The 25700-nt window shown below is 75.1% G+C and carries 25 protein-coding genes and 1 pseudogene; 9 read left to right on the forward strand and 17 right to left on the reverse strand.

The window, feature by feature from the left end; translation table 11 throughout:
* Nucleotides 1-164 precede the first annotated feature (164 nt).
* The gene (locus tag GQS52_RS00715) at nt 165-677 is read right to left on the reverse strand and encodes a hypothetical protein (RefSeq protein ID WP_182311170.1); all 513 of its coding nucleotides are present in this window, start codon (nt 675-677) and stop codon (nt 165-167) included.
* Nucleotides 678-966: 289 nt separating this feature from the next.
* Here GQS52_RS00715 and GQS52_RS00720 point away from each other — a divergent pair, with 289 nt between their 5' ends.
* Nucleotides 967-2346 carry an SGNH/GDSL hydrolase family protein gene (locus GQS52_RS00720; RefSeq protein ID WP_182311171.1) on the forward strand — a complete coding sequence of 460 codons (1380 nt, stop codon included), beginning with the start codon at nt 967-969 and terminating at the stop codon, nt 2344-2346.
* Between the two features lie 99 nt (nt 2347-2445).
* Here the strand turns inward: GQS52_RS00720 and GQS52_RS00725 are convergent, their stop codons facing one another.
* The 3 genes from GQS52_RS00725 to GQS52_RS00735 form a co-directional block, all read right to left on the reverse strand.
* Nucleotides 2446-2616 carry a hypothetical protein gene (locus GQS52_RS00725; RefSeq protein ID WP_182311172.1) on the reverse strand — a complete coding sequence of 57 codons (171 nt, stop codon included), beginning with the start codon at nt 2614-2616 and terminating at the stop codon, nt 2446-2448.
* Nucleotides 2617-2834: 218 nt separating this feature from the next.
* Nucleotides 2835-3236, reverse strand: a complete 402-nt coding sequence (locus GQS52_RS00730; protein ID WP_259370491.1) for an ATP-binding protein — start codon at nt 3234-3236, stop codon at nt 2835-2837.
* Nucleotides 3237-3449: 213 nt separating this feature from the next.
* Complete coding sequence (locus tag GQS52_RS00735) at nt 3450-4481, reverse strand: saccharopine dehydrogenase NADP-binding domain-containing protein (RefSeq protein ID WP_182311174.1); 1032 nt, start codon at nt 4479-4481, stop codon at nt 3450-3452.
* Nucleotides 4482-4779: 298 nt separating this feature from the next.
* Between GQS52_RS00735 and GQS52_RS00740 the strand changes: the two genes are divergently transcribed.
* Complete coding sequence (locus tag GQS52_RS00740; protein ID WP_182311175.1) at nt 4780-5106, forward strand: STAS domain-containing protein; 327 nt, start codon at nt 4780-4782, stop codon at nt 5104-5106.
* Between the two features lie 219 nt (nt 5107-5325).
* Entirely contained in the window at nt 5326-6591 is a 1266-nt protein-coding gene (locus tag GQS52_RS00745; RefSeq protein WP_182311176.1) for an ABC transporter substrate-binding protein, read from the forward strand.
* A gap of 57 nt (nt 6592-6648) precedes the next feature.
* Here the strand turns inward: GQS52_RS00745 and GQS52_RS00750 are convergent, their stop codons facing one another.
* The 3 genes from GQS52_RS00750 to GQS52_RS00760 form a co-directional block, all read right to left on the reverse strand.
* On the reverse strand, nt 6649-8049 hold the full coding sequence (locus GQS52_RS00750) for an NADP-dependent succinic semialdehyde dehydrogenase (protein ID WP_182311177.1): 1401 nt from the start codon (nt 8047-8049) through the stop codon (nt 6649-6651).
* A 62-nt stretch (nt 8050-8111) separates the two neighbouring features.
* Nucleotides 8112-9023, reverse strand: coding sequence for a helix-turn-helix transcriptional regulator (locus GQS52_RS00755; protein WP_182311178.1), 912 nt, complete (start codon nt 9021-9023; stop codon nt 8112-8114).
* A 120-nt stretch (nt 9024-9143) separates the two neighbouring features.
* On the reverse strand, nt 9144-9380 hold the full coding sequence (locus tag GQS52_RS00760; protein WP_182311179.1) for a DUF397 domain-containing protein: 237 nt from the start codon (nt 9378-9380) through the stop codon (nt 9144-9146).
* Nucleotides 9381-9494: 114 nt separating this feature from the next.
* On the opposite strand from GQS52_RS00760, the gene GQS52_RS00765 reads away from it, so the two are divergent.
* Together GQS52_RS00765 and GQS52_RS00770 are read left to right on the forward strand one after the other, a co-directional pair.
* Nucleotides 9495-10016 carry an ATP-binding protein gene (locus GQS52_RS00765; RefSeq protein ID WP_182311180.1) on the forward strand — a complete coding sequence of 174 codons (522 nt, stop codon included), beginning with the start codon at nt 9495-9497 and terminating at the stop codon, nt 10014-10016.
* A 188-nt stretch (nt 10017-10204) separates the two neighbouring features.
* Nucleotides 10205-11218, forward strand: coding sequence for a rod shape-determining protein (locus GQS52_RS00770; RefSeq protein WP_182311181.1), 1014 nt, complete (start codon nt 10205-10207; stop codon nt 11216-11218).
* Between the two features lie 129 nt (nt 11219-11347).
* Here GQS52_RS00770 and GQS52_RS00775 read toward each other — a convergent pair whose 3' ends face one another.
* Nucleotides 11348-11752 (reverse strand): ATP-binding protein, encoded by a 405-nt coding sequence (locus tag GQS52_RS00775; RefSeq protein WP_182311182.1) that lies wholly within the window; start codon nt 11750-11752, stop codon nt 11348-11350.
* Nucleotides 11753-11828: 76 nt separating this feature from the next.
* Nucleotides 11829-12605, reverse strand: a complete 777-nt coding sequence (locus tag GQS52_RS00780) for an alpha/beta fold hydrolase (RefSeq protein ID WP_182311183.1) — start codon at nt 12603-12605, stop codon at nt 11829-11831.
* A 294-nt stretch (nt 12606-12899) separates the two neighbouring features.
* On the opposite strand from GQS52_RS00780, the gene GQS52_RS00785 reads away from it, so the two are divergent.
* Nucleotides 12900-13517, forward strand: a complete 618-nt coding sequence (locus GQS52_RS00785) for a DUF6230 family protein (protein WP_182311184.1) — start codon at nt 12900-12902, stop codon at nt 13515-13517.
* Nucleotides 13518-13556: 39 nt separating this feature from the next.
* Here GQS52_RS00785 and GQS52_RS00790 read toward each other — a convergent pair.
* Nucleotides 13557-14014: pseudogene (locus tag GQS52_RS00790) on the reverse strand (MarR family transcriptional regulator).
* A gap of 54 nt (nt 14015-14068) precedes the next feature.
* On the opposite strand from GQS52_RS00790, the gene GQS52_RS00795 reads away from it, so the two are divergent.
* Entirely contained in the window at nt 14069-14578 is a 510-nt protein-coding gene (locus GQS52_RS00795; RefSeq protein WP_259370492.1) for a DoxX family membrane protein, read from the forward strand.
* Between the two features lie 75 nt (nt 14579-14653).
* On the opposite strand, the gene GQS52_RS00800 is transcribed toward GQS52_RS00795, so the two are convergent.
* The 4 genes from GQS52_RS00800 to GQS52_RS00815 form a co-directional block, all read right to left on the reverse strand.
* Nucleotides 14654-15259 (reverse strand): SRPBCC family protein, encoded by a 606-nt coding sequence (locus GQS52_RS00800; RefSeq protein ID WP_182311186.1) that lies wholly within the window; start codon nt 15257-15259, stop codon nt 14654-14656.
* Nucleotides 15260-15542: 283 nt separating this feature from the next.
* On the reverse strand, nt 15543-17915 hold the full coding sequence (locus tag GQS52_RS00805) for a glycosyl hydrolase family 65 protein (RefSeq protein WP_182311187.1): 2373 nt from the start codon (nt 17913-17915) through the stop codon (nt 15543-15545).
* Nucleotides 17912-18658, reverse strand: coding sequence for a beta-phosphoglucomutase family hydrolase (locus GQS52_RS00810; RefSeq protein ID WP_182311188.1), 747 nt, complete (start codon nt 18656-18658; stop codon nt 17912-17914). Before GQS52_RS00810 ends, GQS52_RS00805 begins: the two co-directional genes overlap by 4 nt.
* Before the next feature lie 130 nt (nt 18659-18788).
* Entirely contained in the window at nt 18789-20147 is a 1359-nt protein-coding gene (locus GQS52_RS00815; protein ID WP_182311189.1) for an NAD(P)/FAD-dependent oxidoreductase, read from the reverse strand.
* A 194-nt stretch (nt 20148-20341) separates the two neighbouring features.
* Between GQS52_RS00815 and GQS52_RS00820 the strand changes: the two genes are divergently transcribed.
* On the forward strand, nt 20342-21622 hold the full coding sequence (locus GQS52_RS00820; RefSeq protein WP_220472723.1) for an aminotransferase class V-fold PLP-dependent enzyme: 1281 nt from the start codon (nt 20342-20344) through the stop codon (nt 21620-21622).
* A gap of 115 nt (nt 21623-21737) precedes the next feature.
* The gene (locus GQS52_RS00825; protein ID WP_182311190.1) at nt 21738-22259 is read left to right on the forward strand and encodes a VOC family protein; all 522 of its coding nucleotides are present in this window, start codon (nt 21738-21740) and stop codon (nt 22257-22259) included.
* A gap of 80 nt (nt 22260-22339) precedes the next feature.
* Here the strand turns inward: GQS52_RS00825 and GQS52_RS00830 are convergent, their stop codons facing one another.
* From GQS52_RS00830 to GQS52_RS00840, 3 genes are all read right to left on the reverse strand, one after another.
* A complete protein-coding gene (locus GQS52_RS00830) occupies nt 22340-23611 on the reverse strand; it encodes a cation:proton antiporter (RefSeq protein ID WP_182311191.1) in 1272 nt (423 codons plus the stop codon).
* Nucleotides 23612-23617: 6 nt separating this feature from the next.
* Entirely contained in the window at nt 23618-24106 is a 489-nt protein-coding gene (locus GQS52_RS00835) for a TrkA C-terminal domain-containing protein (protein ID WP_182311192.1), read from the reverse strand.
* 135 nt (nt 24107-24241) lie between these two features.
* Complete coding sequence (locus GQS52_RS00840) at nt 24242-25414, reverse strand: cation:proton antiporter (protein ID WP_182316133.1); 1173 nt, start codon at nt 25412-25414, stop codon at nt 24242-24244.
* Nucleotides 25415-25700: the final 286 nt, after the last annotated feature.

Genomic DNA, 25700 nt, shown 5'->3' on the forward strand with positions numbered 1-25700 from the left:
TCGTGCCGGTCACCACCTAGGTCCTATCCCGGCGGGAGCGGGAGGGGCAGCGGCGTTCGGCCGGTGGGAGCAGCACGATCACCCTCGGGCGCGCACGACCGCGGCCGCCGGGCCGGAGGGCCGGGCGGCCGCGGGGGCGCGCAGGAGCAACGCGGAGTGCCGGGTCAGCGGCCGGAGATCCGGCGGCAGCCGGCCCGCTGCTCCTCCGTCAGCCGGCCGTGCCGCTCCCCCTGTTCGCACAGTTCCGCCAGCCCCAGCGGCGGGCGGGGGGCCGGAGGGTTCGGGAGGGTCTCGCGGGGCGCGTGGTCCGGCCGTGCGGGAGCGGGAACAGCCGGCCGGGGGGCGGCGGTCCGGGAGGCGGCCGGCCGCGGCGCGGCGGGGCGGGTGGCCGTCTCCCGCGGACGGCCGGCCCGCGGGGACGGCGGGCGCGGGGCGCCGTCGTCCTCTCCGTTTTCCGCCCGCTCGTGCGCCCGGGCGGACGGGGAGCCGGAGGGCGGCCCGGCCGCGGAGGACGGCGTGCCGGCGACCGGGGAGACGCCGACCTCGACGGCGGGCGCGGGCACGGCCGGCGCGGGCACGGCGGGCGCGGTCGTCTCGGGGGGAACGACCTCGGCGCAGCCCGCGACCGCGGCCAGGGGTACGAGGGCCAGCAGGACCAGGGGGCGGCGCAGGAACATGCGGCCACTGTGGCGGGACGGGGCCCGCGGTTCACGCGCACCCGCCGCGAGTCACCCGCACGGACGACGGCGGCGGGCGCACCGGTGACGCCGGCGCCGCGGCCGGCCGCCTCCCGGACCGCGCGGCCTCCGGCGTGCCGTGCCCCGGGCGCCCGCGGCAGGGGGCGGGGTGGTGCGGGAGCGGGCCGGCTCCCCGTGGAATCCTTTGGGCGGGGGCCGGAGAACCGGCTGCCCGAGGACCTTCCCCGCCCGCGCCCGCGGACGGGGCCCGTGGAACGGCGCGTCGAACGTGTACCGGTACGAGCACCGCACCGCCAGGACGTGGTGGTGCGTCCTGCTGTCGATCCTGGTCGTCGCCTGCACCGCGGCCGCCGTGACGGCCGGCCGCCGGCACGACGCCGGGCCCGCCCCCGCGGGCGGCTCCGGCGACCGGGGCCCCGGTCGGGCGCAGGCCGACCGGGTCGCCGCGCCGCGCTGGGTCGGCACCTGGTCCGCCGCCGCCTCCGGGACCGGGCCGGACGCCCCGCGGGAGCACGGCGGCACGTCCCTGCGCAGCGTGGTGCGCATCAGCGTGGGGGGTTCCCGGGTGCGCGTGGAGCTGTCCAACGCGGCCGGGCGCGAGCCGCTGGCCGTCGCGCACGCCACGGTCGCCCTGGCCGCTCCCGAGGGCGGCCCGGACACGGAGGCGGGCACGATGCGCCGCCTGGCCTTCGGCGGCCGGCCGTCGGTGACGGTCCCGGCCGCGGGCACGGTGACCAGCGACGGGGCCGCACTGACGGTCCCCGACGGGGCGGACCTGGTCGTCACCACGTACGTCCCGGTGACGGCCGGGGGCCTGACGCACCATCCCCACGCCCTGCGGACCTCGTACTCGGCCCGCGGCGACCGTGCCGCGGACCCGTCCGGGCGGGCGTTCACCGGCCGCAGCTCCTCCTGGCGCCTCCTGGCCGGCGTGGAGGTGTGGACCGCCCGCGCCGAGGGGGCGGTGGTGGCCCTGGGCGACTCCCTGACCGACGGCATCGGCTCGACCCCGGAGGCGAACCGGCGCTGGACGGACGTGCTGGCCCGGCGGCTGCTCTCGCAGCGGCAGGGCCCCCGCTGGGGCGTGCTCAACCAGGGCATCGCCGGCAACCGGGTGCTGCCGCGCGGCACGGGCCCGGCGCCGGTGACCAACCCCAGCGGGACGGAGCGCCTGGAACGGGACGTGCTGCACGAGGCCGGGGCGCGGGTGGTGGTGGTCGAGCTCGGCCTCAACGACATCCTGATCCCCCCGCCGGAGAACCGTCCGCCCGACGCGCGGCGGATCGTGGCGGGCCTGAGGGCGCTGACGGAACGGGCGCGGGGGGAGGGCCTGCGCGTGGTCGGCTCGACCCTCACCCCCTTCGGGGGGAGCCGGGCGTGGAACCCGCGGCTGGAGGAGGTGCGGCAGGAGGTCAACCGGCAGATCCGGGCAGGGCGGGTGTTCGATGCCGTCGTCGACTTCGACCGGGCGCTGCGCGACCCCTCGCACCCCTCCCGCCTGCTCCGGGCCCACGACAGCGGCGACCGCGTCCACCCCGGCGACTCGGGCCACCGGGCGATGGCGGACGCGGTGGCGGCGGCACTGGGCCTGCTGCCGGCCGCCGCCGGCGGCGCTCCGGCCGTGCCGGTGCACGGGTCCGGGCCGTGACGGCGGGGTGCGGGCACTCCGGCCGCCAAGGCCGCGCGGCCCCGCGCGGGGCCCGGGAGCGTGCCTGTGCTCCCGGGCCCGGCGTGCTGCTGTCCCGCGTCAGTCGACGCCGTTGAGGATGTGGGGTTCGGCCAGATCGTCCTCGTACCCGGCCAGGCGGATCGGGGCCGACTTCGACCACGCCTCCAGGCTGAGCATCTTCTGCGGCTGGTCGGAGCCGGGCCGCAGGGCCGGGGCAGAGGGTTCCTCGGTGATGTTCTTGGTGGTCACCGCGCACTCCTTCGTGTCGGGTGATGCGGTCGGGCCGTCGGCGCACGGGAACGGGCGCGGGCGGACGACCGCGGTGGCTCGGGGGGACCGTGCGACGCGGTCGGCGTCGACCAGGGCGGTGCGGGGCGGCCTCGGTGATCGGCCGTGCCCGGGCGCGGTCCCCCGGGATGCCGGGGTGTGCGTCGCTCCCCTTCTCGGGGATGCCCATGGCGGACAGCCTAAGCGGCCGCTTCCTCTTTGACCATTCGGTTCGGTCCGGTCAGGTGCCACGCGGCGGTGACGGCCTTGCCGCCGGCCGCGGGGCGGACCTCCACCCGGTCGGCCAGGCGGTTGACCATCGGCCAGCCGAAGCCCCCCGTGCCGTTCAGGTCCGGGACGCGCTGCTCGGGGACCCGGGCGGTGCCGTCGAAGACCTCGACCCGCAGCAGCCCGGGGGTGGAACGCAGTTCCAGGCACCATGCGCCCCCGGCGTGCCGCACGGCGTTGGTCACCAGTTCGGAGACCACCAGCAGGACGGCCTCCGCGTCCACCGCGGGGCGGACGCGGCGCAGGAAGGCCGCGGTCCCGTCGCGCGCGTCCCCCGCGGTCAGCCCCGTGCCGTCGATCCTTCGTCCGGCCATCAGCATCACATCACCTCGCCGGCCACTCGGTGGTTCCCGGGCAGGAGGTCGTCTTCCCGCGCGGAGGCGCCGCAATCGGCCGCGGCCGTGCCGGGAGGGCCGCGCGGGCGGAACGGTTCACCCGGTCGGCGGAATCCGTACGGGGGCGGGGCCCGGCGGGGGCGGGGCCCGGCCGGAGGGCGCGGGCCGCCCCTCGGGGCCGCGGAGGCGGCCTCAGGCGCCGGCGGCCGGTTCGGTCAGCCGTACGCCGTCGAGCTCGGCGACGTAGCGGGGGCCGAAGGCGCGCGAGGGCGTGAGGGTGCCCGGTTCCAGTTCCCGCAGACGGGTGACGGCCCGGACGACGGAGTCCGCGGTCAGGTCGTAGGGGTCGGGGCCGGTCAGGGAGGCGGTGGCGGTGCGCCCGTCGGCGCGGGAGGCCCGGCCCCACACCTGGGTGCGGGTGCGGGACCGCCGCCGCTCCCCCGGGCCGGGCAGGAACCGGGAGACCGCCGCCCGGGCCAGGGCCTGCACGGGAGCGGGCCGCAGCAGGCCCTGCAGGCGCACGGCGGCCCGGGGCACGGCGGTGTAGGTGGTGATGTCGGGGATGCCGGTGGAGTGGTAGGCCGTGGAGACGTCCCCCCAGGGGACGGAGGAGACGGTGCGCGGGCCGTCGGGGAAGTCCGCGCGGATGCGGCGGCCGCCCACGGGGACGGCGGTGATGCGGCCGCCGACGCGTTCCCTGCCCCCGGCCCGGATTCCCTCGAGGGCCGTGCGGGCCGTGCCGGGGCTCATTCCGCCGCCGGGCAGGAAGGCCAGGTCGAGGCGGTCGGCGCCGGGCAGTGCCCGGGCCAGCAGCAGGGCCAGGCAGTCGGTGGGCACGACGTCGAAGCCGGCGCCGGGCAGGAGGACGACACCGGCGTCCCGCGCCTGCTCCGACATGGCGTGCAGCTGCTCGAAGACCTCGATCTCCCCCGTGACGTCGAGGTAGTGCACCCCGGTGGCCAGGCAGGCCCGGACCATGGGCGCGGCCGTGGCGGAGAAGGGCCCCGCGCAGTGGGCGACGGCTTCGACGCCGGCCAGGCCGGCTTCGGCGGCCCGTGGATCGGTCAGGTCGAACACCCGGTGTTCCAGGCCGAGTTCGGCCGCAAGGCGGGAGACGGGACCGGCGGACCGGCCGGCCAGCACCGGACGCTCCCCGCGGGCAACGGCCCTGCGGGCCACCAGGGTTCCCGTGTAGCCGTTGGCCCCGTACAGCAGCCAGGTCATCGCTCACCGACCTCCCGCCCGGGGGGCGCGGCCCGCCCGGGTGTGTGTTCCGGCCCCGCAACCTACCGCAGGGCCACCGCCCCCCGTCCAGAGCAGGAACGTTTCGCCCCAGCTTGCCGGAGTCCTCGCCTCCGCAGGGCGGCCTGGTGTCCTGCCTGCGGGAGAGGTGCGGCAGGATGGAGCAACTCGGCAAGGTCTCTTGGCAGTTGTCGAGCCCACCGACCCGTGCGATCACCTTCTCGAGGGAAAGGCCGGACGAACCGTGGATGTCCACAATCAGCGCTTACCCGGAGGCGCCGTGCTCCTGGTGGTGCGCGGTCACGCGGACCAGGCCGCGATGGACGTGCTGTCGGACGTCATCTGGCAGCACACCGCGGGGTACCGTCCGACCGTGCTGGTCGACCTCCGGGACGTGGAGAGCATCGACCGCAGAGCCCTCGACCCGCTGCTGCACGCGGCGTTGAGGCTGTACACCAGCGGCGGCAACATCGGGCTCATAGCCCCCAGCGAACCGGTGCGCGACGTGGTCGCACGCACCGGCACCGCTCCCCTGCTCCCGGCCTACGACGACGCCGACTGCGCGTTGAAGGACCTGGCGGAGCGTTCGCCGGCGCACCGCCGGTAGGCGAGCACTCGCCAGGGGGCCGGAACCACCCGTTCCGGCCCCCTTCGCGCTGCCCGGCCCGGTGCGGAGGCCGGGCCCGGGGGAACACCGGGCCGATACGCAATTGCGCTCTTGCGAACCCTTGACGCGGGGCCTGGGGCAGGAGTCCGATGATCCTGTTTCGTATGCTTCCGGCCGCAGGCGGGAAGCGCCTGCCCTCACCGCACCTAAGGAACAGCGATGCCCCTCACCCGAAGACACTTCCTCCAGGCGACGGGGCTGGCCGCGGGCGGCACGGCCCTGACCGCCTGCGGCGGCGGGCAGGCCGAGAAGACGGCGACGCCGCTGTCGGTGTACTCGTGGTGGACCGGGGGCGGCGAGGAGGCCGGCCTGAAGGCCCTGGTGGAGGACTTCAGGAAGAACAACCCGGACGTGAAGTTCGTCAACGAGGCGGTGGCCGGGGGCGCCGGCGACGCCGCCAGGAAGAAGCTGGCCTCCCGGCTGGCCGCGGGCAATCCGCCCGACACCTTCCAGGGGCACGCCGGCGCGGAGCTGAACGGCTACATCGAGGCCGGCCAGCTGGAGGACATCAGCTTCCTGTACGTGGAGGAGGGCTGGCGGCAGGTCCTGCCGGTCTCGCTGCGGTCGCTGATATCCGACGGCGCCACCTCGTACTCGGTGCCGGTCAACGTCCACCGGGCGAACATGATGTGGCACAGCCCCAAGGTCCTCGAGCGGGCCGGGGTCTCCGACGTGCCCACCACGTTCGACGCCCTGCTCGAGGCGATGGACCGGGTGAAGGCGGCCGGGGCCGCACCGCTGGCGCTCGGTGAGCAGTGGACCGTGCAGCACCTGCTGGAGACGGTCCTCCTGGGCGTGCTCGGCCCCCGCGACTACGGCAAGCTGTGGACGGGCAGGCTCGGCTGGGAGAGCGGCAGGACCCGCGACGCCCTGGAGACCTTCGACGCGGTCCTGGACTTCGGCGGCACCTACGCCCCGGGCCGCACCTGGCAGGCCGCCTCCAAGCAGCTGGCCGACGGCCGGGCGGCGTTCCAGATCATGGGCGACTGGGTCGACGCCTACCTGGGCCGCGACCTGTCCCTGACACCGAAGAAGGACTACCACTGGTCCCCGGTGCCGCAGACGGCCGGCGCCTACCAGTTCCTGTCGGACTCCTTCGTGCTGCCCAAGGGGGCCGCGCACCGCGAGGCGGCGCTGGCCTGGCTGAGGACGTGCGGCAGCCGCAGCGGCCAGCAGGCGTTCAACGTCAAGAAGGGCTCCATCCCCGCCCGCACCGACACCGACCCCGCCCCCTACGGGCCGTACCTGCAGTGGGCGCTGTCGCAGTGGCGCACCGACGAGATCGTGGGATCGCTGACCCACGGCGTGGTGGCCAAGAACGAGTGGGTGGCCGACATCGGCACGGCCCTGGGCGGCTTCCTGAAGCGGCGGAACGTGCCCGCCTTCCAGGAGGCCCTGGCCCGGGCGGCGGACAAGCACATCTGAGGGCCCCGGCCGCGGACCGGGGCGCCCCGGTCCGCGGCCGGCCGCGGCCGCCCCGGGTCAGGCCGGCGGCTCGCCGTGCCAGACGGTCGTGACGTTGCAGAACTCGCGGATGCCGTGGCCGGCCAGCTCCCGGCCGTAGCCGGAGCGCTTGACGCCGCCGAAGGGCAGGGCGGGGTGCGAGGCGGTCATCCCGTTGAAGAAGACCGCTCCGGCCTGGAGGTCGGTGGCCAGCCGCTCCTGCTCGTAGCGGTTGGCGGTCCAGGCGTTGGAGCTCAGGCCGAACGAGGTGTCGTTGGCCAGGGTGATCGCGTCGTCCAGGTCGGCCACCCGGTACAGGGTGGCGACCGGCCCGAACGCCTCCTCGTGGTGGATGCGCATGTCGGGGGTGACGTCGACGAGCACGGTGGGCTCGTAGAACCAGCCGTGCTCGCGGCCGGGGGGCCTGCGTCCGCCGCACAGGGCGGTCGCGCCCTTGGCTGTGGCGTCGCGGACCAGTTCCTCCAGGTCCTCGAGGCCCGAGCGCAGCGCGAGGGGGCCGATGTCGGTGTCCTCCTCCATCGGGTCGCCGACCTTCAGCGCCTCCATGGCCCGGGTGAAGCGGGCGACGAAGTCGTCGTAGACCTCGGTGTGGACGATGAAGCGCTTGGCCGCGATGCAGGACTGCCCGTTGTTCTGGGTGCGCGCGGTCACGGCGGTCGCCGCCGCGGCGGCGACGTCCGCGGAGGGCAGGACGATGAAGGGGTCGCTGCCGCCCAGTTCCAGGACGGTCTTCTTGATCTCGTCCCCGGCGACCGAGGCGACCGCGCGGCCCGCCGGTTCGCTGCCGGTGAGGGTCGCGGCGGCCACCCGGCGGTCGCGCAGCACGGCCTCGACGGCGCCGGAACCGATCAGGAGGGTCTGGAAGCATCCGGTGGGGAAGCCGGCCCGCAGGAAGAGGTCCTCCAGGTACAGGGCGGTCTGCGGGACGTTGGAGGCGTGCTTGAGCAGTGCGACGTTGCCGGCCATGAGCGCCGGGGCCGCGAAGCGGATCACCTGCCACAGCGGGAAGTTCCAGGGCATCACCGCCAGGACCGGCCCGAGGGGCCGGTAGCGGACGTGGGCGGCGGCGCCGCCGGAGTCCCGCACGTCGGCGGGGTCGGGGTGCTCGTCGGCCAGGAGCCGCGGGGCGTGCTCGGCGTACCAGCGCAGGGCCTTGACGCACTTGGCCGCCTCCGCCCGGGCCGCGGTGACCGGCTTGCCCATCTCGGTGGTCATGGTCCGCGCGATCTCGTCGGTGTCCGCCTCGAGCAGGTCCGCGGCCCGGCGGACCAGTCCGGCACGGTGCTCGAAGCCGGTGGTGCGGTACTCCGCGAAGGCCGAGGAGGCACGGGACAGCCGGGTCTCGATCTCCTCGGGGCCGAGTGCGTCGAAGGTCTTCAGGGTCTCCCCGGTCGCGGGGTTGACGGTCGCGACGGTCATGGTGGCGGCTCCCTTCCTGTGCCGCCCGTCGCCTGCCCAGCCCCCGGCGGATGATGTGCGGCTCAGGCCCGGTCGAGGAGTTCCCGGACGAACGCCTCGGTCTCGGCGGGCGTGGCCGCCTCGACGCACAGCCGGTCCATCACGGCCAGGTAGTGGTCGACCTCGTCGCGCTTGTCCAGGTAGAGCGCGCTGGTGAGCTGCTCGAGGTAGACGATGTCGGGAAGGTCCTGGTCCTCGAACCGCAGGAGCGTGATCGGCCCGCCCGCCGCGGCGTGGCCGCCCGCGTGGAAGGGGACGACCTGCAGGGTGACGTTGGGCTGCCGGGTGACCTCGAGGAGGTGCTTGAGCTGGGCCTGCATGACTTCATGCCCGCCCATCGGGCGGCGCAGCGCGGCCTCGTCGACGACGGCCCACAGCCTGACCGGGTCGGAACCTGTGAGCACGCGCTGCCGCTCGGTGCGCAGCGCGACGCGCCGCTCGACCTCGGCCCGGGGCGCCTTGGGGTGCCCGAGCCGGATCACGGCGCGCGCGTAGTCCTCGGTCTGCAGCAGGCCGGGGAGGAACTGCACCTCGTAGGTGCGGATGAGCGAGGCCGCGCCCTCGAGGCCGAGGTGCTGCTCGAACCAGCCGGGCAGGACGTCGTGGTACTTGTGCCACCAGCCCGGAGCGTTGGCGCGGCGGGCCAGCGTCAGCAGGGCGCCGCGCTCCTCCTCGTCGTGCACGCCGTACAGGGTCAGCAGGTCGGCCACGTCGCGTTCCTTGAAACCGACGCGGCCGAGCTCCATCCGGCTGATCTTGGGGTGGGAGGCCCGGATGGCGCCGGCCGCCTCGCTCACGGAGATGTTCCGCTCCTCGCGGAGCCTGCGCAGCTGGCCGCCGAGCACCATGCGCAGCGCGGTGGGCCCCGGGTCCTGCCGCTGCAGGTCGAGGACGCGCGCCCACTGCGGATCGCGCTCCGGAACGGCTGCGGTCATCGGACGGCTCCCTTGTCGAGACGGAGAGTGCCAGCTTCTCATCCCCGGGCGGCAGAAGTACAGACCGTCATCGCCGCCCACCTCAGCGTGCGGGAGGGCCCGCGGGCGGCGCGGCCCGCCTCAGCGGACCAGGTCGTCGAAGTCGCCGTCCTTGGCTCCGCCGACGAACGCCGCGATCTCCGCCCTGGTGTAGACCAGCACGGGGCCCTCCGGGTAGCGGGAGTTGCGCACGGCGACCTCCCCTCCGGGCAGGGGCGCCACCTCGACGCAGTTGCCGCTGGGGTTGCTGCGCCGGCTCTTGCGCCAGCTGACGTCCCGCAGCAGGTTCGCCGGGGCCCCGTTCTGTATGCGCTGCATCTGCGCTCCTTACGCGTTCATCAGGCATGACGTGGCGTCATGTACGTTCGCACGTGCATCTGTTCGTGCAGATGCACTTGCAGCAGCACGTGCGCGTAGCGGAGGATATCCCGCATGCAGGCAGATCCAGCACTCCGGAGCCCGGCGTTGCCGGAAGAGGACCCGGCCGGGTCCGGTTTCGCCGCCCACTCCGTCGGCGAGGGCCCCCGTGCCGTCCCCGACGTGCGGGAATTCGTCCGGCGCACCCTGTTCGTGTGGGGCCTGGACGAGATCGGCCACGACGTGTGCCTGGCCGTGACCGAACTCACGGCGAACGCCCTGCGCCACGGGTGCCGCGGCGCGTTGGGCCGTGCGGGCGCGCGCCCGGTGTGGGTGGGGCTGCTGCGCCAGGGGCACGGGGTGCTGTGCGTGGTGGCCGACCCGGGCCGGGGGGTGCCCCGCCTGCGGGAGCCCGACTTCACGGCCGAGTCGGGACGGGGCCTGCAGGTGGTCGCGGCACTGAGCGACAGCTGGGGCTGGACGGAGCCGGACTGCGACGGCAAGGCCGTCTGGGCGGTCTTCTCCGGAGGCTGCGCCGCCGAGGAGCCCTCCGCCCCGCGGCTGGGGTGGCCGGCCGCACTCCTGCCCGCCTGCTGACCCTCCTGCGGTGCACACGAAACCACCCGCCCCCGGCCTCCCGGCCACGGGCGGGTGGTTTCGTGTGCACCGACCGGCCCAACAGGACCGGCCAATATCTTCTGGGATCTTCTGACGAGCGGACGATCGGGCATGAATGTCGGGCACTACCGCCCGGCCGGCCCACCCCCGCTCGAAGGAGCCCCCGGATGACGACCAGTCTGGAAGCCCTGCACCGCTGCCGCCTCGCCGTGGACCTCGGCACCTCCCGAACCCGCGTGCACGTGCGGGGCGCGGGAATCGTGGTGGACGAACCGACCGTGGCCGCGGTGAACATGCGCACCGGGGGGCTGATGGCGGTGGGCGCCGTCGCCGAGCGGATGGTGGGCCGGACCCCGCCTCACATCCAGGTGATCCACCCGGTCGGCGGCGGCTCGATCACCCACCCCGGGATCGCCCGCCGCATGCTGCGCTACCTGCTGGGCGACCACCTCCCCCGCCGCCGCCCCTTCCGTGCCGCGGTGTGCACCCCCTACGGGTCCAACGAACTCGAGCAGCGGGCCGCGATCGAGACGTTGACCGGGCTGGGGGCCAGGCGCGTCGAACTCCTCGAGGCCCCCGTGGCCGCCGCGGTGGGCTGCCGGCTGCCGGTCCAGGAGGCAGCCGCCTCGATGGTGGTGGTCTGCGGTGCCGCCGTGACCGACGTGGTGATCTTCTCCCTGGGCGGAGTCGTGGCGGCCCGCTCGGTGCGGATGGCCGGCGACGCGCTCGCCCAGGCGGTGGCCCGGCACGCCCAGACGGACCACTCGGTCTGGCTGCCCGCGCGCTCCATCCGCCAGATCCTGAGCGACCTCAGGACCGCCGAGGGGTCCCAGGAGGAGATCCAGGCGTGGGGGCGCGACATGGCCACCGGGATGCCGCGGTGCGTGGGACTGAGCCCCAAGGAGGTCAACACCGCCCTGGAGGCGCCGGTCAACGCGATCGTGGAGGCGATCTCGGTGGTGCTGCACGACTGCCCCCCCGAGCTGTCGGGCGACCTGCTCGACCGCGGCATCGTGCTCACCGGCGGCACCGCGCTGATCCGCGGGCTGGAGGAGCGCCTGAGCGAGGCGACGGGGCTGTGCGTGCACGTCCCCGAGCGTCCCCTGACCTGCACGGTCGAGGGGCTGGGGGCGCTCACCGAGGGCGCGGTCGCCCAGCAGCACACGGCCGCCGTGGCCTGAGACGGACCGGTGCCGGCGCTCCCGGGCCGGGGCGCCGGCACCCGGCCTCGGCGGTCCGGGGGACGGCCGTGCCCCGCGGGCGCGGTGCGCGGACGGGCGGCACGGACGGGCAGCGCGGACGGGCGTCGCTCAGGCCCTGCGCCACCAGGTGGCGCGCACGGCCTTCCCCCTCCAGGGCAGGCGCACCACCTCGATGCGGTCCGCGAGTTCGTGGACCATGTGCCAGCCGAACCCGCCGGTGCCGTGCTCCATGTCCGGCAGCCGCGGGCGGGGCATTCCCCGTCCGCGGTCCCGCACCTCCAGCCGCACGTCCGACGCGTCCGCGTGCAGCCGCAGGTTCCACACTCCCCCGCCGTGGCGCACCGCGTTGGTGACGAGTTCTGAGACGGTCAGCAGGACGGCGTCGCCGTCCACCCAGCCGGATCCGGCCCGCGCCAGGAGGTCCGCGGCGGCGCGGCGCGCGTCCCCGACCCCGCGGCCGTCCCCGGACAGCCGCAGGGTCGCGGGCGGTGCCGTGGCGGTCAACATGCTCATGGTGTTCGCTTCCGTTCCCCCGTGCGGATCTTCCTGCGCGGTGCTCCCCCTGCCCTGTGCCCGGCGGGAACCCCGGTCAACCCTGCACCGGACCGTTCTTCCTCCGGCGCGGGCATACCGGAGCGGAGGGCACGGGCACGTCCAGGCCGTCCTCCGGCCCGCCGCCGCCGAAGGCCGCGGCGACGAGGGCCGGGTACGGGCCGGCGCCGGCCGCCGCGCAGGCGGCGTCCGCGGCCAGGCGGTGCCACACGGCCGCGCGGGCGAGCATCGCGTGGTCGCCGCCGGGGACCACGAGCCGGGCGACGTCGGCGCCCGCGGCCCTGGCCCGCCGGGCGAAGCACAGCGAGGCCTCCGGGCCGGTCACCCGGTCGCGGCTGCCGTGGACGATCACGACCGCGGCGCCGGACAGGTGGGCCACGGGTTCGCCCGCCGGTGTCCACGGGGCGAGGACGACGGCGCCGGCGACCTGCGGGTCCCCCGCCAGGCGCAGGGCGGTGCGGCCGCCCATGGAGTGGCCGAGCAGCACCACCGGCAGCCCGGGCAGGCGCGCCCGCAGTTCCGCCAGTGCCTCCCGGGCGTCGTGCACCGGGTCGCTGCGGTCGCGGTTCCAGCCGCGCACCCGGTAGCGGACGGAGGCGAGGGCGAGGGACCCGCCGTGCGGGGAGCGGCGCACCGCGGACAGGAAGGGACGCATCCGCAGGGCGGCGGCGTGCCAGGGCCTGCTCGGCCGCACGGAGTGCTCCCTGCCGCCGTGGAGGACGAGGAGGACCGCCGCGGGGCGGGCGGGGACGCGGTGGGTGCGCAGGCGACCGGAAGCGGCGCGGGCCCCCGGACCGTCGGCGGGTTTCGGCATCGTCACACCCAGGGGTTCGGAACCGGGCCGTTCCCGGATCGGAACGCGGGACCGCAGCGGACCCCCGTGCCGCTGCGGCCCTGCGTCCTCCCCCGTGGCCGCGGCATCCCCCGGTGCCGCGGTGGTCCGCCGACGGGGCCGCGGTGTCCGCGCCCGGCGACGTGCAGTCAGAATGACGGGGAGTGATAAACAAACGATGAACGCCTCCGGGGCCGGGGCCGGCCCCGCCGGAGGCGGTTGGGTTCCGGGCGCCCGCCCGGGCCCGGGGTCTCGGACATCCAGGGGAGCAGCGACATGCCGTCAGCATCGGCCGGGGCGGGCCGGGGAAGGACCGACTGGCGCAGGTTCGCGGTGGTGACGGTGGTGTCGGTCTCCGCCTCCGCGGCGGTCCTGACGGGCATGGGGGAAGGAGCCCTGGCCGCATCCTTCCAGGTTTCGGGGCAGTCGTTCGCGGTTTCCTTCGACCACCTCACCGGCGAGGGGTTCCAGCAGTACGCCGCCGTCGACGCCGGGGCCGACGGCGCCGTGCACCCGGTCGCCCAGACGGGCATCCGGCGGATGACGGCGCGGCGGATGTGCCAGTCCGTCGCCGTTCCGCTGCCGGCCGTGGGGGACGTGGTCCTGCGGATGACCGCCGGCGACAGAGGGGAGCCGGTGACGGCCAGGAACCTGGTGGTGGACACGGAGACGCTGCGGGCCGAGGCGGAGTTCACCGGTGTCGAGATCGGCCGGGACGCCGGCACCGTGCGCGAGCTGCCCGGGGGGACGGGGCCGGCGGGGGCGTTCGCGCAGCGCGCGGACCGGGTGGAGATGTCCCACCTGCGGCAGCGGGCGCGGGCGGCCACCGCGGGGACCTTCCTGCTGCCGGACCTGAGCATGCGCACCGGCACCGACGTGCCCGAGTGCCGGTGACCCCGCCGGACGCGGCCCGGGGAGGAGGCAGGGCCGGGGTCAGCCGCCCCGGAGCCGGCGACCGACGGCCCCGAGGCCCTCGGCGAGCAGCGCGAGCTGGTCGCGGGTCAGCACGTCGATGAGCGCCTCGCGCACCGCCGCCACGTGTCCCGGCTCCGCGTCGCGCAGCTTCTCCCGCCCCTGCTCGGTCAGTCCGGCGATCACGCCGCGGTCGTCGGTGGGGCAGCTGCGGCGCCGCACGAACCCCGCCTTCTCCAACTGGCCCACCTGGTAGGACAGGCCGCTCTTGGAGGTCACCAGCAGGCCGGCCAGCTCGGTCATGCGCAGTTCGCCCCGGGTGCCCCGGAGAGGTGCACGAGGATCTCGTACTGCGGGTGGGAGAGGCCCGCGTCCTCCTTCAGCTGCTGCTCGACGCGCCGGGCCACCAGGTGGCTGGCGGCCAGGAAGCTCGTCCAGACCGCCATCTCCCGGTCGTCCAGCCATCGGGGTTCCGTCATGCGTCGATCCTACCCATGTTGTTCAAATTCGAATCACCAGGTACGGTCACCCCCATGAGTGATTCGAATTTGAACAACAAGTGGGTCGTCGACTCCGGACTCCTGCTGCTGCGCCTGGCCCTCGGCACGACGATGTTCCTGCACGGCGCGCAGAAGCTGTTCGGCTGGTTCGGCGGAGGCGGCATCGAGGGCACCGGGCAGTTCTTCGCCATGAGCGGCTACCCCGCCGGCACGGCCATGGCCGTGGTCGCCGGACTGGCCGAGACCCTCGGCGGCCTCGGACTGGTCCTCGGCCTGCTCACCCCCCTGGCCGCGGCGGCCGTGGTGGGCACGATGATCAACGCCGTTGCCGTGAAGTGGTCCGGCGGGTTCTTCGCGCCCGCCGGGGTGGAGTACGAGCTGCTGCTGGCCGCGGCCGCCGCCGCGCTCGCCCTGACCGGTCCGGGCGGGTTCGCGGCCGACCGCGCCGTGCCCCGGCTGCGGGGCGCCGCCCCCGCCTTCGCCGTCGGCTCCCTGGCGCTGGGCGTGCTGTCGGCCGTCGCCGTCCTGCTGGTCCGCGGCTGAACCGCGGGCGCCCCGGCGCCGCCGGTGCCGCGGGGGTGGACCCGCGGCGGGCGGCGCCGGGGCTGCGGACCGGGGTCAGGCCACCGCGGGGGCGTCGGGGACGTCTCCCCCGCGCCGGCGCCTCTTGGCCCGCGGCACCGGCGGCAGCAACGGCTCCTGCCCCGTGCCGCGCACGCTCCCGGCGGGCGGGGCGGGCGGGGCGGGCGGCCCCGTCGCCGCCGCGGGGAGCGCCGCGGGCGCCCGGTCGCCCATCACGGCCTCGCGCAGCCTCGCCGCGTCCACCGGGAGGTCGCGGCGCCAGGCCATGGCCACCACCGGCACCATCAGGGCGAGTCCGCCGTGCAGCACACAGGTGACGGACATCACGACCTCGGTGCCCTCGGCGTGCGGGACGAGCCGGAAGGCGTACTCGGGGACCTGGGTCCCCAGGGGGGTCCACATGCGACGGCCCCGGAACGCTATGGCCTCGGGCGGCAGGTAGGTGGAGCAGACCAGCACGCTGTCGCGGTGGCGCCCCGGGAAGCGGAACGCGTACTCGGCGTCGCGGCCGGGCCGCACGTGCTCGGACGCCACCCTGTCGACCCCGGAACTCCACAGGGCGAGGTTGCGCGCGTCGGCCAGAAAATCGAAGACCTCGTCGGCGGGCCTGGGAACGACCACGCTGGTGGACACCGTCGGCATCTCGTACCTCCCCGGCATCGATGCGCCCGGCTCTCCTGGGCCGGCCCGGGCGGACACCGCTCCCGCGGGACAAGCACACCCTCTCGCGGACGAACGGCCGACTCCGGGACTGCTGCGGCGGCGAACCACGTTGTTCGGCACCTCATCGAACAGCTTCCGCCCCCGGCCCCGGCGTGTCCTGGCGCAGAGGGCCGTACGGGTGACAACCGGTCGGACGCACCCGCACGGCATGACGCTGCGTGACGTCCGTGGTGCCCGGCCGCGCCCGGCCGGGCCCGGCCGCTCACCCGCCGGCGGCGCCCTTGCCCTGGACGCCCCGGTGCGCGGGGCGCCGTCCGGGGGGCTGCTTGGGCTCGGGGAGCACCGGGAGGGGCGGCAGCGGCCTCGTGACGGGCTCCTTGTCGTCGACCGTCAGCGTCTCCCCGTAGTGCGCCATCTCCAGCGGCTCGCCGTCGAGGAGGAAGTACGAGGCCTCGCCGGGGGTGATCTCCACCCGCAGGTGCCGGTCGAGCACCGTCATGCGGAAGCACAGGCGGGCGAGGCGCTCCGGGAGCCGGGGCCGGAAGGAGAGGGCCTGCCCGTAGTGCCGCATCCCGCCCAGGCCGGCGACCAGCGCGATCCAGCTGCCGGCCAGCGAGGCGACGTGCAGGCCGTTGCGGGTGTTGCTCTCCAGGTCCTTGAGGTCCATCATCGCCGCCTCGCCCAGGTAGTCGTAGGCCAGGCGCAGGTGGCCCACCTCCGCGGCGATGACCGCCTGGCAGCAGGCGGACAGCGAGGAGTCGCGCACGGTCAGCGACTCGTAGTAGGCGAAGTTGCGGGCCTTCTCCTCCGGGGTGAAGGCGTCGCCGCGCAGGTACATGGCCAGCACCAGGTCGGCCTGCTTGACCACCTGCTTGCGGTACAGGTCGAAGTAGGGGAAGTTCAGCAGCAGCGGGTACTGCTCGGGCCCGGTGCCGGCGAAGTCCCACACCTGGTGGCGGGTGAAGCCGGCCGACTGCTCGTGCACCCCCAGCAGCTCGTTGCGCAGCACCGTCATCCGGTCGGCCGCGTCCCGCCAGTCGGCGGCCTCCTCGACGTCGACCTCCATGGCCGCGGCGAGGTCGGGGTGGCGTTCGGCCGCCTCGGCTGCCGCGCGCAGGTTGGCCTGGGCCATGAGGTTGGTGTACAGGTTGTCGTCGGCCACGGCGCTGTACTCGTCCGGCCCGGTCACACCGTCGATGTGGAATCCGCCGCGGTGGTCGTGGTGGCCCAGGGAACGCCACAGCCGGGCGGTCTCGACGAGGATCTCCAGGCCCGTCTCGTACTCGAAGCGCATGTCACCGGTGGCCGAGACGTAGCGCACCACGGCGTCGGCGACGTCGGCGTTGACGTGGAAGGCCGCGGTCCCGGCGGGCCAGTAGGCCGAGCACTCCTCGCCGGTGATGGTCCGCCAGGGGAACGCGGCGCCCCGCAGCCCCAGCTGCCGTGCGCGCTCCTTGGCGGTGGGCAGGGTGGCGTGCCGCCAGCGCAGCGCCTGCGCCACCGCGCCGGGCGCGGTGTAGGTGAGCACCGGCAGCACGAAGGTCTCCGTGTCCCAGAAGGAGTGGCCGTCGTAGCCGGAGCCGGTCAGGCCCTTGGCCGGGATGGCGCGCTCCTCCGCACGGGCCCCGGCCTGCAGGACGTGGAAGAGGGCGAACCTGACGGCCTGCTGTATCTCGGCGTCGCCGTCGACCTCCACGTCGGCCCGGCCCCAGAAGTCGTCCAGGTACGCGCGCTGGGCGGCCAGCAGGCCCGACCAGCCCGTGCTGCGGGCCGCGGCCAGGGCCGCGTCGGCCTGGTCGCGCATGGCGGGCAGGGACCGGGTGGAGGACCATCCGTAGGCGACGAACTTCTCCAGCCTCAGGGCCTGTCCGGGCTCCAGGACCGAGGTGACGGTGAAGCGCGCCACGTCGTCGGTGGCCTCCGTGGAGGAGCGGGTGCTCTGGGGGCCCTCCACCGTGTGGTCGGCCGCGACGGCGATCCGCTGGCCGCTGCGCCGCGTGGAGTGGATCAGCTGCAGGCGGGTGTCCTGGGCGAACCGCTGCTCGGCCTCCAGGGGCGACTCCAGTGCGGCGGCGACCCGCGGGTCCCCTCCGGCCTCGGGCATCTGCTCGTTGGCCACCAGCTCGGACTGGACGACGACCCGGGCCTCCCCGTCGAGCGGCTCCACCTCGTAGGCCAGGGCGGCGATCGAGCGCTGGGTGAAGGAGACCAGGCGCGTGGAGCGCACCCGCACAGTGCGCCCGGCCGGCGAGGTCCACACCGCGGTGCGGTGCAGCACCCCGGCGCGGAAGTCCAGGACGCGCTCGTGGAAGTCCAGGCGGCCGTAGCGCAGGTCGAACGGCTCGTCGTCGACCAGCAGGCGCACCAGTTTGCCGTTGGTGACGTTGATGACGGTCTGCCCGGCCTCCGGGTAGCCGTAGCCGGCCTCCGCGTAGGGCAGGGGGCGCAGTTCGTGCACGCCGTTGAGGTAGGAGCCGGGCAGTCCGTGCGGCTCGCCCTCGTCGAGGTTGCCGCGCCAGCCCACGTGGCCGTTGGAGAGCGCGAAGACGGACTCGCTCTGGGGGAGGACGTCCAGGTGCAGGGTGTGCTCGCGCAGACGCCAGGCCTCGCAGTCGTACGCCGGGTCGGTGATCATCCGCGGTCCTCCATCAACTCGGAGAGGTCCTTGACCACAGTGTCCGCGCCGTGCTCGCGCAGCGCCTGTTCCTGCCCGGTGCGGTCCACCCCCACGACCAGCCCGAAGTGCCCGGCCCGGCCGGCCTCCACCCCCGCGAGGGCGTCCTCGAAGACGACGGCCTCCCCAGGGGCGGCGCCGAGCCGGCGGGCGGCCTCGAGGAAGGTGTCCGGGCGGGGCTTGCCGGGCAGCCCCAGGCGCGCCGCGACGAGGCCGTCGACACGCTCCTCGAACAGGTCCTCGATCCCGGCCGCGGCCAGGATCTCGCGGCAGTTGGCGCTGGAGGAGACGACCGCGCGGCGCAGTCCGGCGTCGCGGACGGCCCTGACGTAGGCCACGGAGCCGGGATAGGTCTCGACCCCGTCCTTCCTGATCCGCTCCAGCAGCAGGACGTTCTTCCGGTTGCCCAGGCCGTTGACGGTGGGCCGCTCGGGCGGGTCGCCGGGGTCCCCCTCGGGCAGGACGATGCCCCGGGAGGCGAGGAAGGTGCGGACACCGTCGGCCCGCGGGCGCCCGTCGACCCACCGGTCGTAGTCGTGGTGCGCGTCGAAGGGCCGCCGGTCCCCCGCGCCCCACCCGGCCAGGAACTCGTCGAACATCTGCTTCCAGGCGGCGGCGTGCGCGACGGCGGTGCGGGTGAGCACCCCGTCGAGGTCGAACAGGCAGGCCCGCACGGCGGCGGGCAGCCCCGGGCCGCCGCTCACGGCGTCCGGCCCCCCGCTCTCCCGCCGTGCGGGGGCCGTGCCGTCCGCCCCGGCGGCGGGTCCTGCGCCGCCCGGGGGCCGGCCCGACGGGCGGCCGCGGGCGGTGCGGGCGGTGCGGCGGGCACCTTCCTCACCCCTTGGCCAGCAGGGCCGCGCTGTGCTTGCGGACCTGCTCCGGCGTCAGATAGGCGTCGGTGTACTCGAAGTCGTGCAGTGCCGCGGGCCGGCGGGCCAGGAACCCGGTGCGCACGAAGTCGTCCCCGGCGGTCGCGTTGAGCAGCCAGTTGGCCAGGGTGCGGTACTTGGCGGCGCCGGTGGGCAGCGCCATCAGGTGGTAGCCGCGGGCCACGGCCTGCGCCGGGACGCCGGTCATCTCCACGCCCAGCGGCTTGGAGACCGCGTCCTTGCCCCCCAGGTCGACGACCAGGCCGAGGTCGTGGTGGTGGTAGTCGCCCAGGGGCAGGCCCCGCAGGGCGGCGACCACGTTGTCCGCGGCCTTCTTGCCCTGGCGGTGCGCGTGCTGGGCGGTCGGCGGGCAGATCGCCCCGTCGTTCTTCGCCAGGTCGGGCACGGCCGCCGCGTCGCCGAGGGCGAACACGCCGTCGGCTCCGGGGACGGTCATGTCGGCCTTCACCAGCAGCCGGCCCTTGACCGTCTCTCGCTCCAGGGTGGCCATCAGCGGGCTGGCCGCCACGCCGGCCGTCCAGATCAGGGTCCGGCAGGGCAGCACCCGGCCGTCCGTGAGGGTGACGGTGTCCTCGGTGACCTGCTGCACCGAGACGCCGAGGGAGATCTCGACGCCGCGCCGCTGCAGGAGCTCCATCGCGGTCCTGCCGAGCTTGTCCCCCAGCTCAGGCATGAGCTTGGGCGCGATGTCCACGATGTGCCACTTGATCAGTCCCGGGTCGAGCCGGGGGTAGCGGCGGCAGGCCGCGCTGGTGAGGCGCTGCAGGCAGGCCGCCGTCTCGGTGCCGGCGTAGCCGCCCCCGACCACGACGAACTGCAGGCGGGAGGCGCGTTCGGCCTCGTCCTGGCTGGCGGCGGACAGGTCGAGCTGGGCGATCACGTGGTCGCGCACGTAGACCGCCTCGGCCAGGGTCTTCATTCCCCGGGCGTGCTCGTCGAGCCCGGGGATGTCGAAGGTCCGGGTGATGCTGCCGGGCGCGAGCACCAGGTGGTCGTAGTGCACCGGGACCACCTCGTCGGTGATCTTGCGGACCACCACGACCTTGGCGGCGGTGTCCACGCCGATCGCCCCGCCCGGCACGATCGAGACGCAGCTCAGGAGGCGGCGCAGCGAGACGGCCACGGACTGCGGCGTCACCACGCCGGCCGCGAGGTGCGGCAGCAGCGGCAGGTACAGGCTGTAACTGAACGGGGACACGAGGATGATCTCGGCCTCGTCCCGGGACAGTTTGCGGGCGAGGCGGCGGGCGCACGCCACAGCGGCGAAGCCCCCTCCCACCACGACGATCCTCGGTCGCGCCATTGAGCCCTCCCTCGTAGAGCGGGTGCCGTCCCGCGGGACGCGCATGTCGGTGACGGGGGCCGGGCCGGTGCGGACCACGCCCGCACCGGTTCGTGCGCCCCGCCACTGCTCCGCTACCCGGGCTCGCCGGGGGAATTCCCTCGTCCTGCCCGGTTTTCCCCCGGTGCGGCCGCCCGGTCCGGAATCCTGGGGCCATGACGGACACCACCGGAACACGGGAAGGCTCGACGGGGGACGCCCTTGGGGGGAACCCGCTGTGGGGCGACGACTGGCCGCGGGTGCGCGCACTGTGGTCCCTGGACGAGACGGTGCTGCACCTCAACCACGGGTCGTTCGGCGGCGTGCCGGCCGCCGTGCGGGAGGAACAGGACCGGCTGCGGGCCGAGGCCGAGAACAACCCGGACGCCTGGTTCCGCCGGCTGCCCGCCCGGATCGCGGCGGCGCGCACGGAGCTCGCCGGGGTGTGCGGCGCCCCCGTGGAGGCGTTCTCCCTGGTGCTCAACGCCAGCGCCGGGACGACCTCGGCGCTGGCCTCGCTCCCGCTGCGGGAGGGGTCGCACCTCCTGCTCACCGACCACGCCTACGGGGCGGCGGCCATGGCGGCCGCCCGGTTCGCCCGGGCGCGGGGGGCGTCGGTGCGCCGGCTCGAGGTGCCCCTGGACGCCCCCGCCGAACAGGTGCTGCGGCTGCTGGAGGAGGCGGTGGACGAGCGCACCGGCGCCGTGCTCATGGACCAGGTCTCCTCGGCGACGGCCCGGACGTTCCCGGTGGCCGGGGCGGCCGCGGTGTGCCGGGAGCGCGGGGTCCCGCTGCTGGTGGACGGGGCCCACGCGCCCGGGATGCTGGACGGCCCGGCGGACTGCGGGGCCGACTTCTGGGTGGGGAACCTGCACAAGTGGGCCTGCGCGCCGCGCGGCACCGCGGGCTTCGCGGTGTCCGGGGAGCACCGCGGGCGGGTGCGCGGGCCGATCGCCTCCTGGGGCGAGGAGGAGCCCTACCCCGCGGCGTTCGACCAGCAGGGGACCTGGGACGCCACGGGCTGGCTGACGGCCCCGTTGTCGGCCGCCCTGCTGGGGGGCCTGGGGTGGGAGCGGGTGCGGGCGCACAACGCGGCCCTGGCCGAGTACGGGCAGGCCGTGGTGTGCGAGGCGCTGGGCACCGCCCCCGCGGGTCGCCGATCCGGCTCCGTCGATGCGGCTGGTGCCGCTGCCGCCCGGAACGGCCGGCACGTTCGAGGCCGCCCGGGCCCTGCAGTGCGCGCTTGTGGAGCGGGCGGGCTGCGAGACGGCGGTCACCACGTGGAACGGGCGCGGGTTCCTGCGCGTCAGCGCCCAGGTGTACAACCGGCCGGGCGAGTACGAGGTGCTCGCCCGCGGCCTGCGGGAGGTGCTGTCCTGAGCAGCCGCCGGGGTGACGGGGCGGGGCCCGACCGCCGGGAGGACGGGGCGGGGCCCCGCGGCCGGGCACCCGGGTGAGTTGATCCTTCAACGACATGCGCGGCGGCCCTAGGCTGGCACGGAAGGAGCCGCGGCGGCCGCTTCACGCGGCGCCGCGGGCCGCGCCGTCCGCACGAACCGAAGGAGTCCGGCCATGGCCAAACCCGAGGGCAGGGAGCTGGAGCTGCTGCGCGAGCGCCGCGAGGAACTGCGCGGACGCTACCTGCGGGATCCGGGCGAACGGCCGGCCACGACCGCGCGCGGGGTCCACCACGTGGCCTTCATCTGCCGGGACGTGGAGGAGACCGTCCGCTACTACCAGGAGTTCCTCGGCTTCCCCCTGGTGGAACTGGTGGAGAACCGCGACTACCCCGGCTCCAGCCACTTCTTCTTCGACATCGGGCACCGCAACCTGCTGGGGTTCTTCGACTTCCCCGGCCACGACCACCCGGAGTTCACCGAGACGATCGGCGGACTGCAGCACCTGGCCCTGTCCGTGGGCCGGGAGCAGTTCGACGCGGCCAAGCAGCGGCTGGACGCTGCCGGAGTGCCCTACCTGGGGCCGGACCGGGGCGTGGAGAACAGCCTCTACCTGCGCGACCCCAACGGGGTGAACGTGGAGCTGTACGCGGAGGAGCTCGGACGGTTCGAGGGCCAGGAGCTGCTGGGGTCCTGAGCGTCCGCCACCCGTGCGGGGGCGGAGGACGCGCCCCGCACGGGCACGGGCCCGGCGGGGCGCGGGCGGGGCCGGAGCCCCTACGCGGTCTCCGCCGCCGCGGGGGCGGTGCCGGAGCCGGCCGTCCGGTCGGCGACGTCCTTCGGGCCGGGGCCGGCGCCGGGGGACGGCGGCGCCGTCCGGGAGGGCCCGGGCGTGGGTTTGACGAGGCCCAGACGGCGGGCGAGCGGTTCGGTGTAGCGGGCCGAGAGCGGCCCGATGATCACCAGGAGCAGGACGTAGGCGGTGGCCAGCGGGCCGATCCGCGGTTCCACACCGGTCGCCAGGCCCGCGATGACGATGGAGAACTCGCCGCGGGCCACCAGGGTGCCGCCGGCCCTCCAGCGCCCCGCGCTGCCGACCCCCGCCCGGCGGGCGGCGTACCAGCCGGTGCCGATCTTGGTGGCGGTCGTGACCAGGGCGAGCAGGACCGCGGGGACGATCACCGGCGGTATGGCGGACGGGTCGGTGCTGAGCCCGAAGAAGACGAAGAAGACCGCGGCGAACAGGTCGCGCAGGGGGCTGAGCAGGTTGCGGGCGCCCTCGGCGACCTCGCCGGAGAGCGCGATGCCCACCAGGAACGCGCCGACGGCCGCGGAGACCTGCAGTTCCTGGGCGATGCCCGCGACCAGCAGGGTGAGGCCGAAGACCACCAGGAGCAGCATCTCGGCGCTCTCGGAGGAGACCGCCCGGCTGATGTGGCGTCCGTGGCGCAGGGCGACGTACAGGACCGCCCCGACCGTGCCGAGGGAGACCAGCAGGGTGACGCTGCCGCCGGCCAGGCCGACGCCGGACAGGACCGTGGTGAGGATCGGCAGGTAGACGGCCATGCACAGGTCCTCGATGACCAGGATGCCGAGCACCACCGGTGTCTCCCGGTTGCCCAGCCGGCCCAGGTCGGCAAGGACCTTGGCGATCACCCCGGAGGAGGAGATCCAGGTGACGCCGGCCAGGACGACGGCGCCGACCGGGCCCCAGCCCAGGAGCAGTGCCACCGCCGCTCCCGGCAGGGCGTTGAGCACGAAGTCGACGGCACCGGAGGGGTACTGGGTCTTGAGGCTGGTGACCAGTTCCGCGGCGCTGTACTCCAGCCCGAGCAGGAGCAGCAGGAGGATGACGCCGATCTCGGCCCCGGTGGCGGTGAACTCCTCGCTGGCGTCCAGCTGCACCAGTCCGCCGTGGCCGAAGGCCAGTCCGGCGAGGAGGTACAGGGGGATCGGCGACAGGCCGAAGCGTCCGGCGATCCTGCCCAGGATCCCCAGGCACAAAATGAGGGCGCCCAGTTCGATGAGCAGTGCGGTGGTGTCGTGCACGGGCGTCTATCCTCCGGCGATGATCTCGGCGAGGGCGTCGACGCCCTCTCGGGTGCCCACGACGACGAGGATGTCGCCCGTGGCGAAGCGGAAGTCGGGGGTGGGCGAGGGGACCGCGGCGGTGCGGCGCAGGACGGCGACGATCGAGGCCCCGGTACGGGTGCGGGCGGCGGTGTCGCCCAGGAGCCGGCCGGTGTACGGGGACCTGGCGGCGACCGGGATCTGCTCGGTGACCAGGTCCAGGTCGATGCCGAGTTCGCCGAGGGGGTTGGCCGGGTCGGGCGCCAGGAGCCGTGCGAGCGCAGCTGATTCGGCGATGCTCAGCGGTACGGTCGCCTGGCAGGCGTCGTCGTCCTCGGGGTCGTGGAAGGCCAGGAAGCGGCGGCCGTCGCTGTGCACCACGACGGAGACGTGACGGCCCTCCTCGGTGACCAGGTCGTAGCGGGCGCCGACGCCCGGGAGTGCGGTGCGGCTGGGGCGGGCTGCGTGTTCCATGTCTCGGTTCTCCCGTGAGGGGGCGTGCGGGCCGGGCGACCCGGGCGGCCGGGCGGGCCGGGCGGGCCGGGCGGGTCGTCCGGCCCGCCCGCCCGGAGGTTCTTCAGGGGCCGGTGCGGGGCCGGTGCCGGGGGGTCACCCCTTCCCGGACGGCGCGCTGTCGGCCTCCCGGGAACCGAGCGGCATGATACGGGCGACCAGGGAGGACCGCCCGGAGGCCAGCGGCGACAGGACCGCCAGCAGGAGGACGTAGCCGGCGATGAACGGGGCCAGGCGCCCGTCGAGTCCGGCCGCGGCCGCCATGGTGGCCAGGATCAGGGCGAACTCCCCGCGGGCCACCAGGGTCGTGGCGATCCTCGCGGCCGGTTCGGCGCCGAAGCCGTACAGGCGGGCGGTGAAGACCCCGGACAGCAGGTTCGCGGTGATCGTCAGGAGGACGGCGACCAGCACCGGCACCATCACCGTGGGGAAGTCCCCCGGGTCGACGGCGAGTCCGAAGGCGAAGAAGAAGATCGCCCCGAAGGCGTCGCGCAGCGGGTGGACGAGGCCGCGGATGCGGTCGCCGGAGGTGGTGCTGCCGAGGACGAGGCCGACCATGAAGGCGCCGATGGCGTCGGCGACGCCGAACTCCTCGGCCACGCCCGCGACGAGCACGGCGGCGCCCAGGAAGCTCACGACCAGCAGTTCGTTGTCCCGGGTGGCGATGATCCTGCCGACGATCCCGGTGCCCCAGCGGGCGACCGCGGCGAGTACGAGCAGGAAGCCGAACGCCTTGGCGGCCTGCAGCGCCCCGGCCGCCGGGCTGTCCGCCCCGGACAGGACCGGTTGCAGGGCCGCCAGGTACAGGGCCAGGAAGATGTCGTCGATGACGATGATGCCCAGGATCGGTTTGGTCTCGGGGCTGCCGAGGCGGCCGAAGTCGACCAGGATCTTGGTCACGATCGCCGAGGACGAGATCCCGACGACCCCCGCCAGGACCAGGGCCTCGCTGGTGCCCCAGCCGAGGGCGAACCCGAAGGCGAGGCCGGCGCCGACGCTCAGCAGGAGGTAGACGCCGCCGGCCGCGAGCAGGCGGCGGCCGCCCGCCCTGAGGTCGTCGAGGTGGAACTCCAGGCCGAGGTAGAACAGCAGGAGCACCAGGCCGAGCGCGGAGAGCATCTCGAACTCGTGCGGGTCGTGGACCAGCACGTAGCCGGGGGTGTTGGGGCCGAGCAGGATGCCGGCGAGGATGAACAGGGGGATCGTCGGCAGGCCGATGCGGCGGCCGACGCGGGCCAGGAGGGCGGCCGCCACGAAGGCTCCGCCCATGGCGAGCAGGGTGTCGGCGTGCCCCATCAGCCTCCACCCCCCGGCGGCGCGCCGGGGCTGCGACGGACGGGTTCGTGGTAGGCGTGCGTGCGGAAGCGGATGGCTCCTCCTCGGGTGCGAAGGCCTTCGGGTTTACGATTACTTTACCGTAAAGCTTCCTGGCGAAGAGTTGAAGTACTGAACACGAAAAGGGGCCGACCGCGTCCTGCGACGCGGTCGGCCCCGGAGAAGCCGGGGGATGCCGGGGATGCCGGGCTCCCGCCCGGTCAGATCGGGCGCGGCTGGG

It is taken from the genome of Streptomyces sp. SCUT-3, assembly GCF_014083985.1.
Classification (GTDB): Bacteria; Actinomycetota; Actinomycetes; order Streptomycetales; family Streptomycetaceae; genus Streptomyces_H; species Streptomyces_H thermolineatus.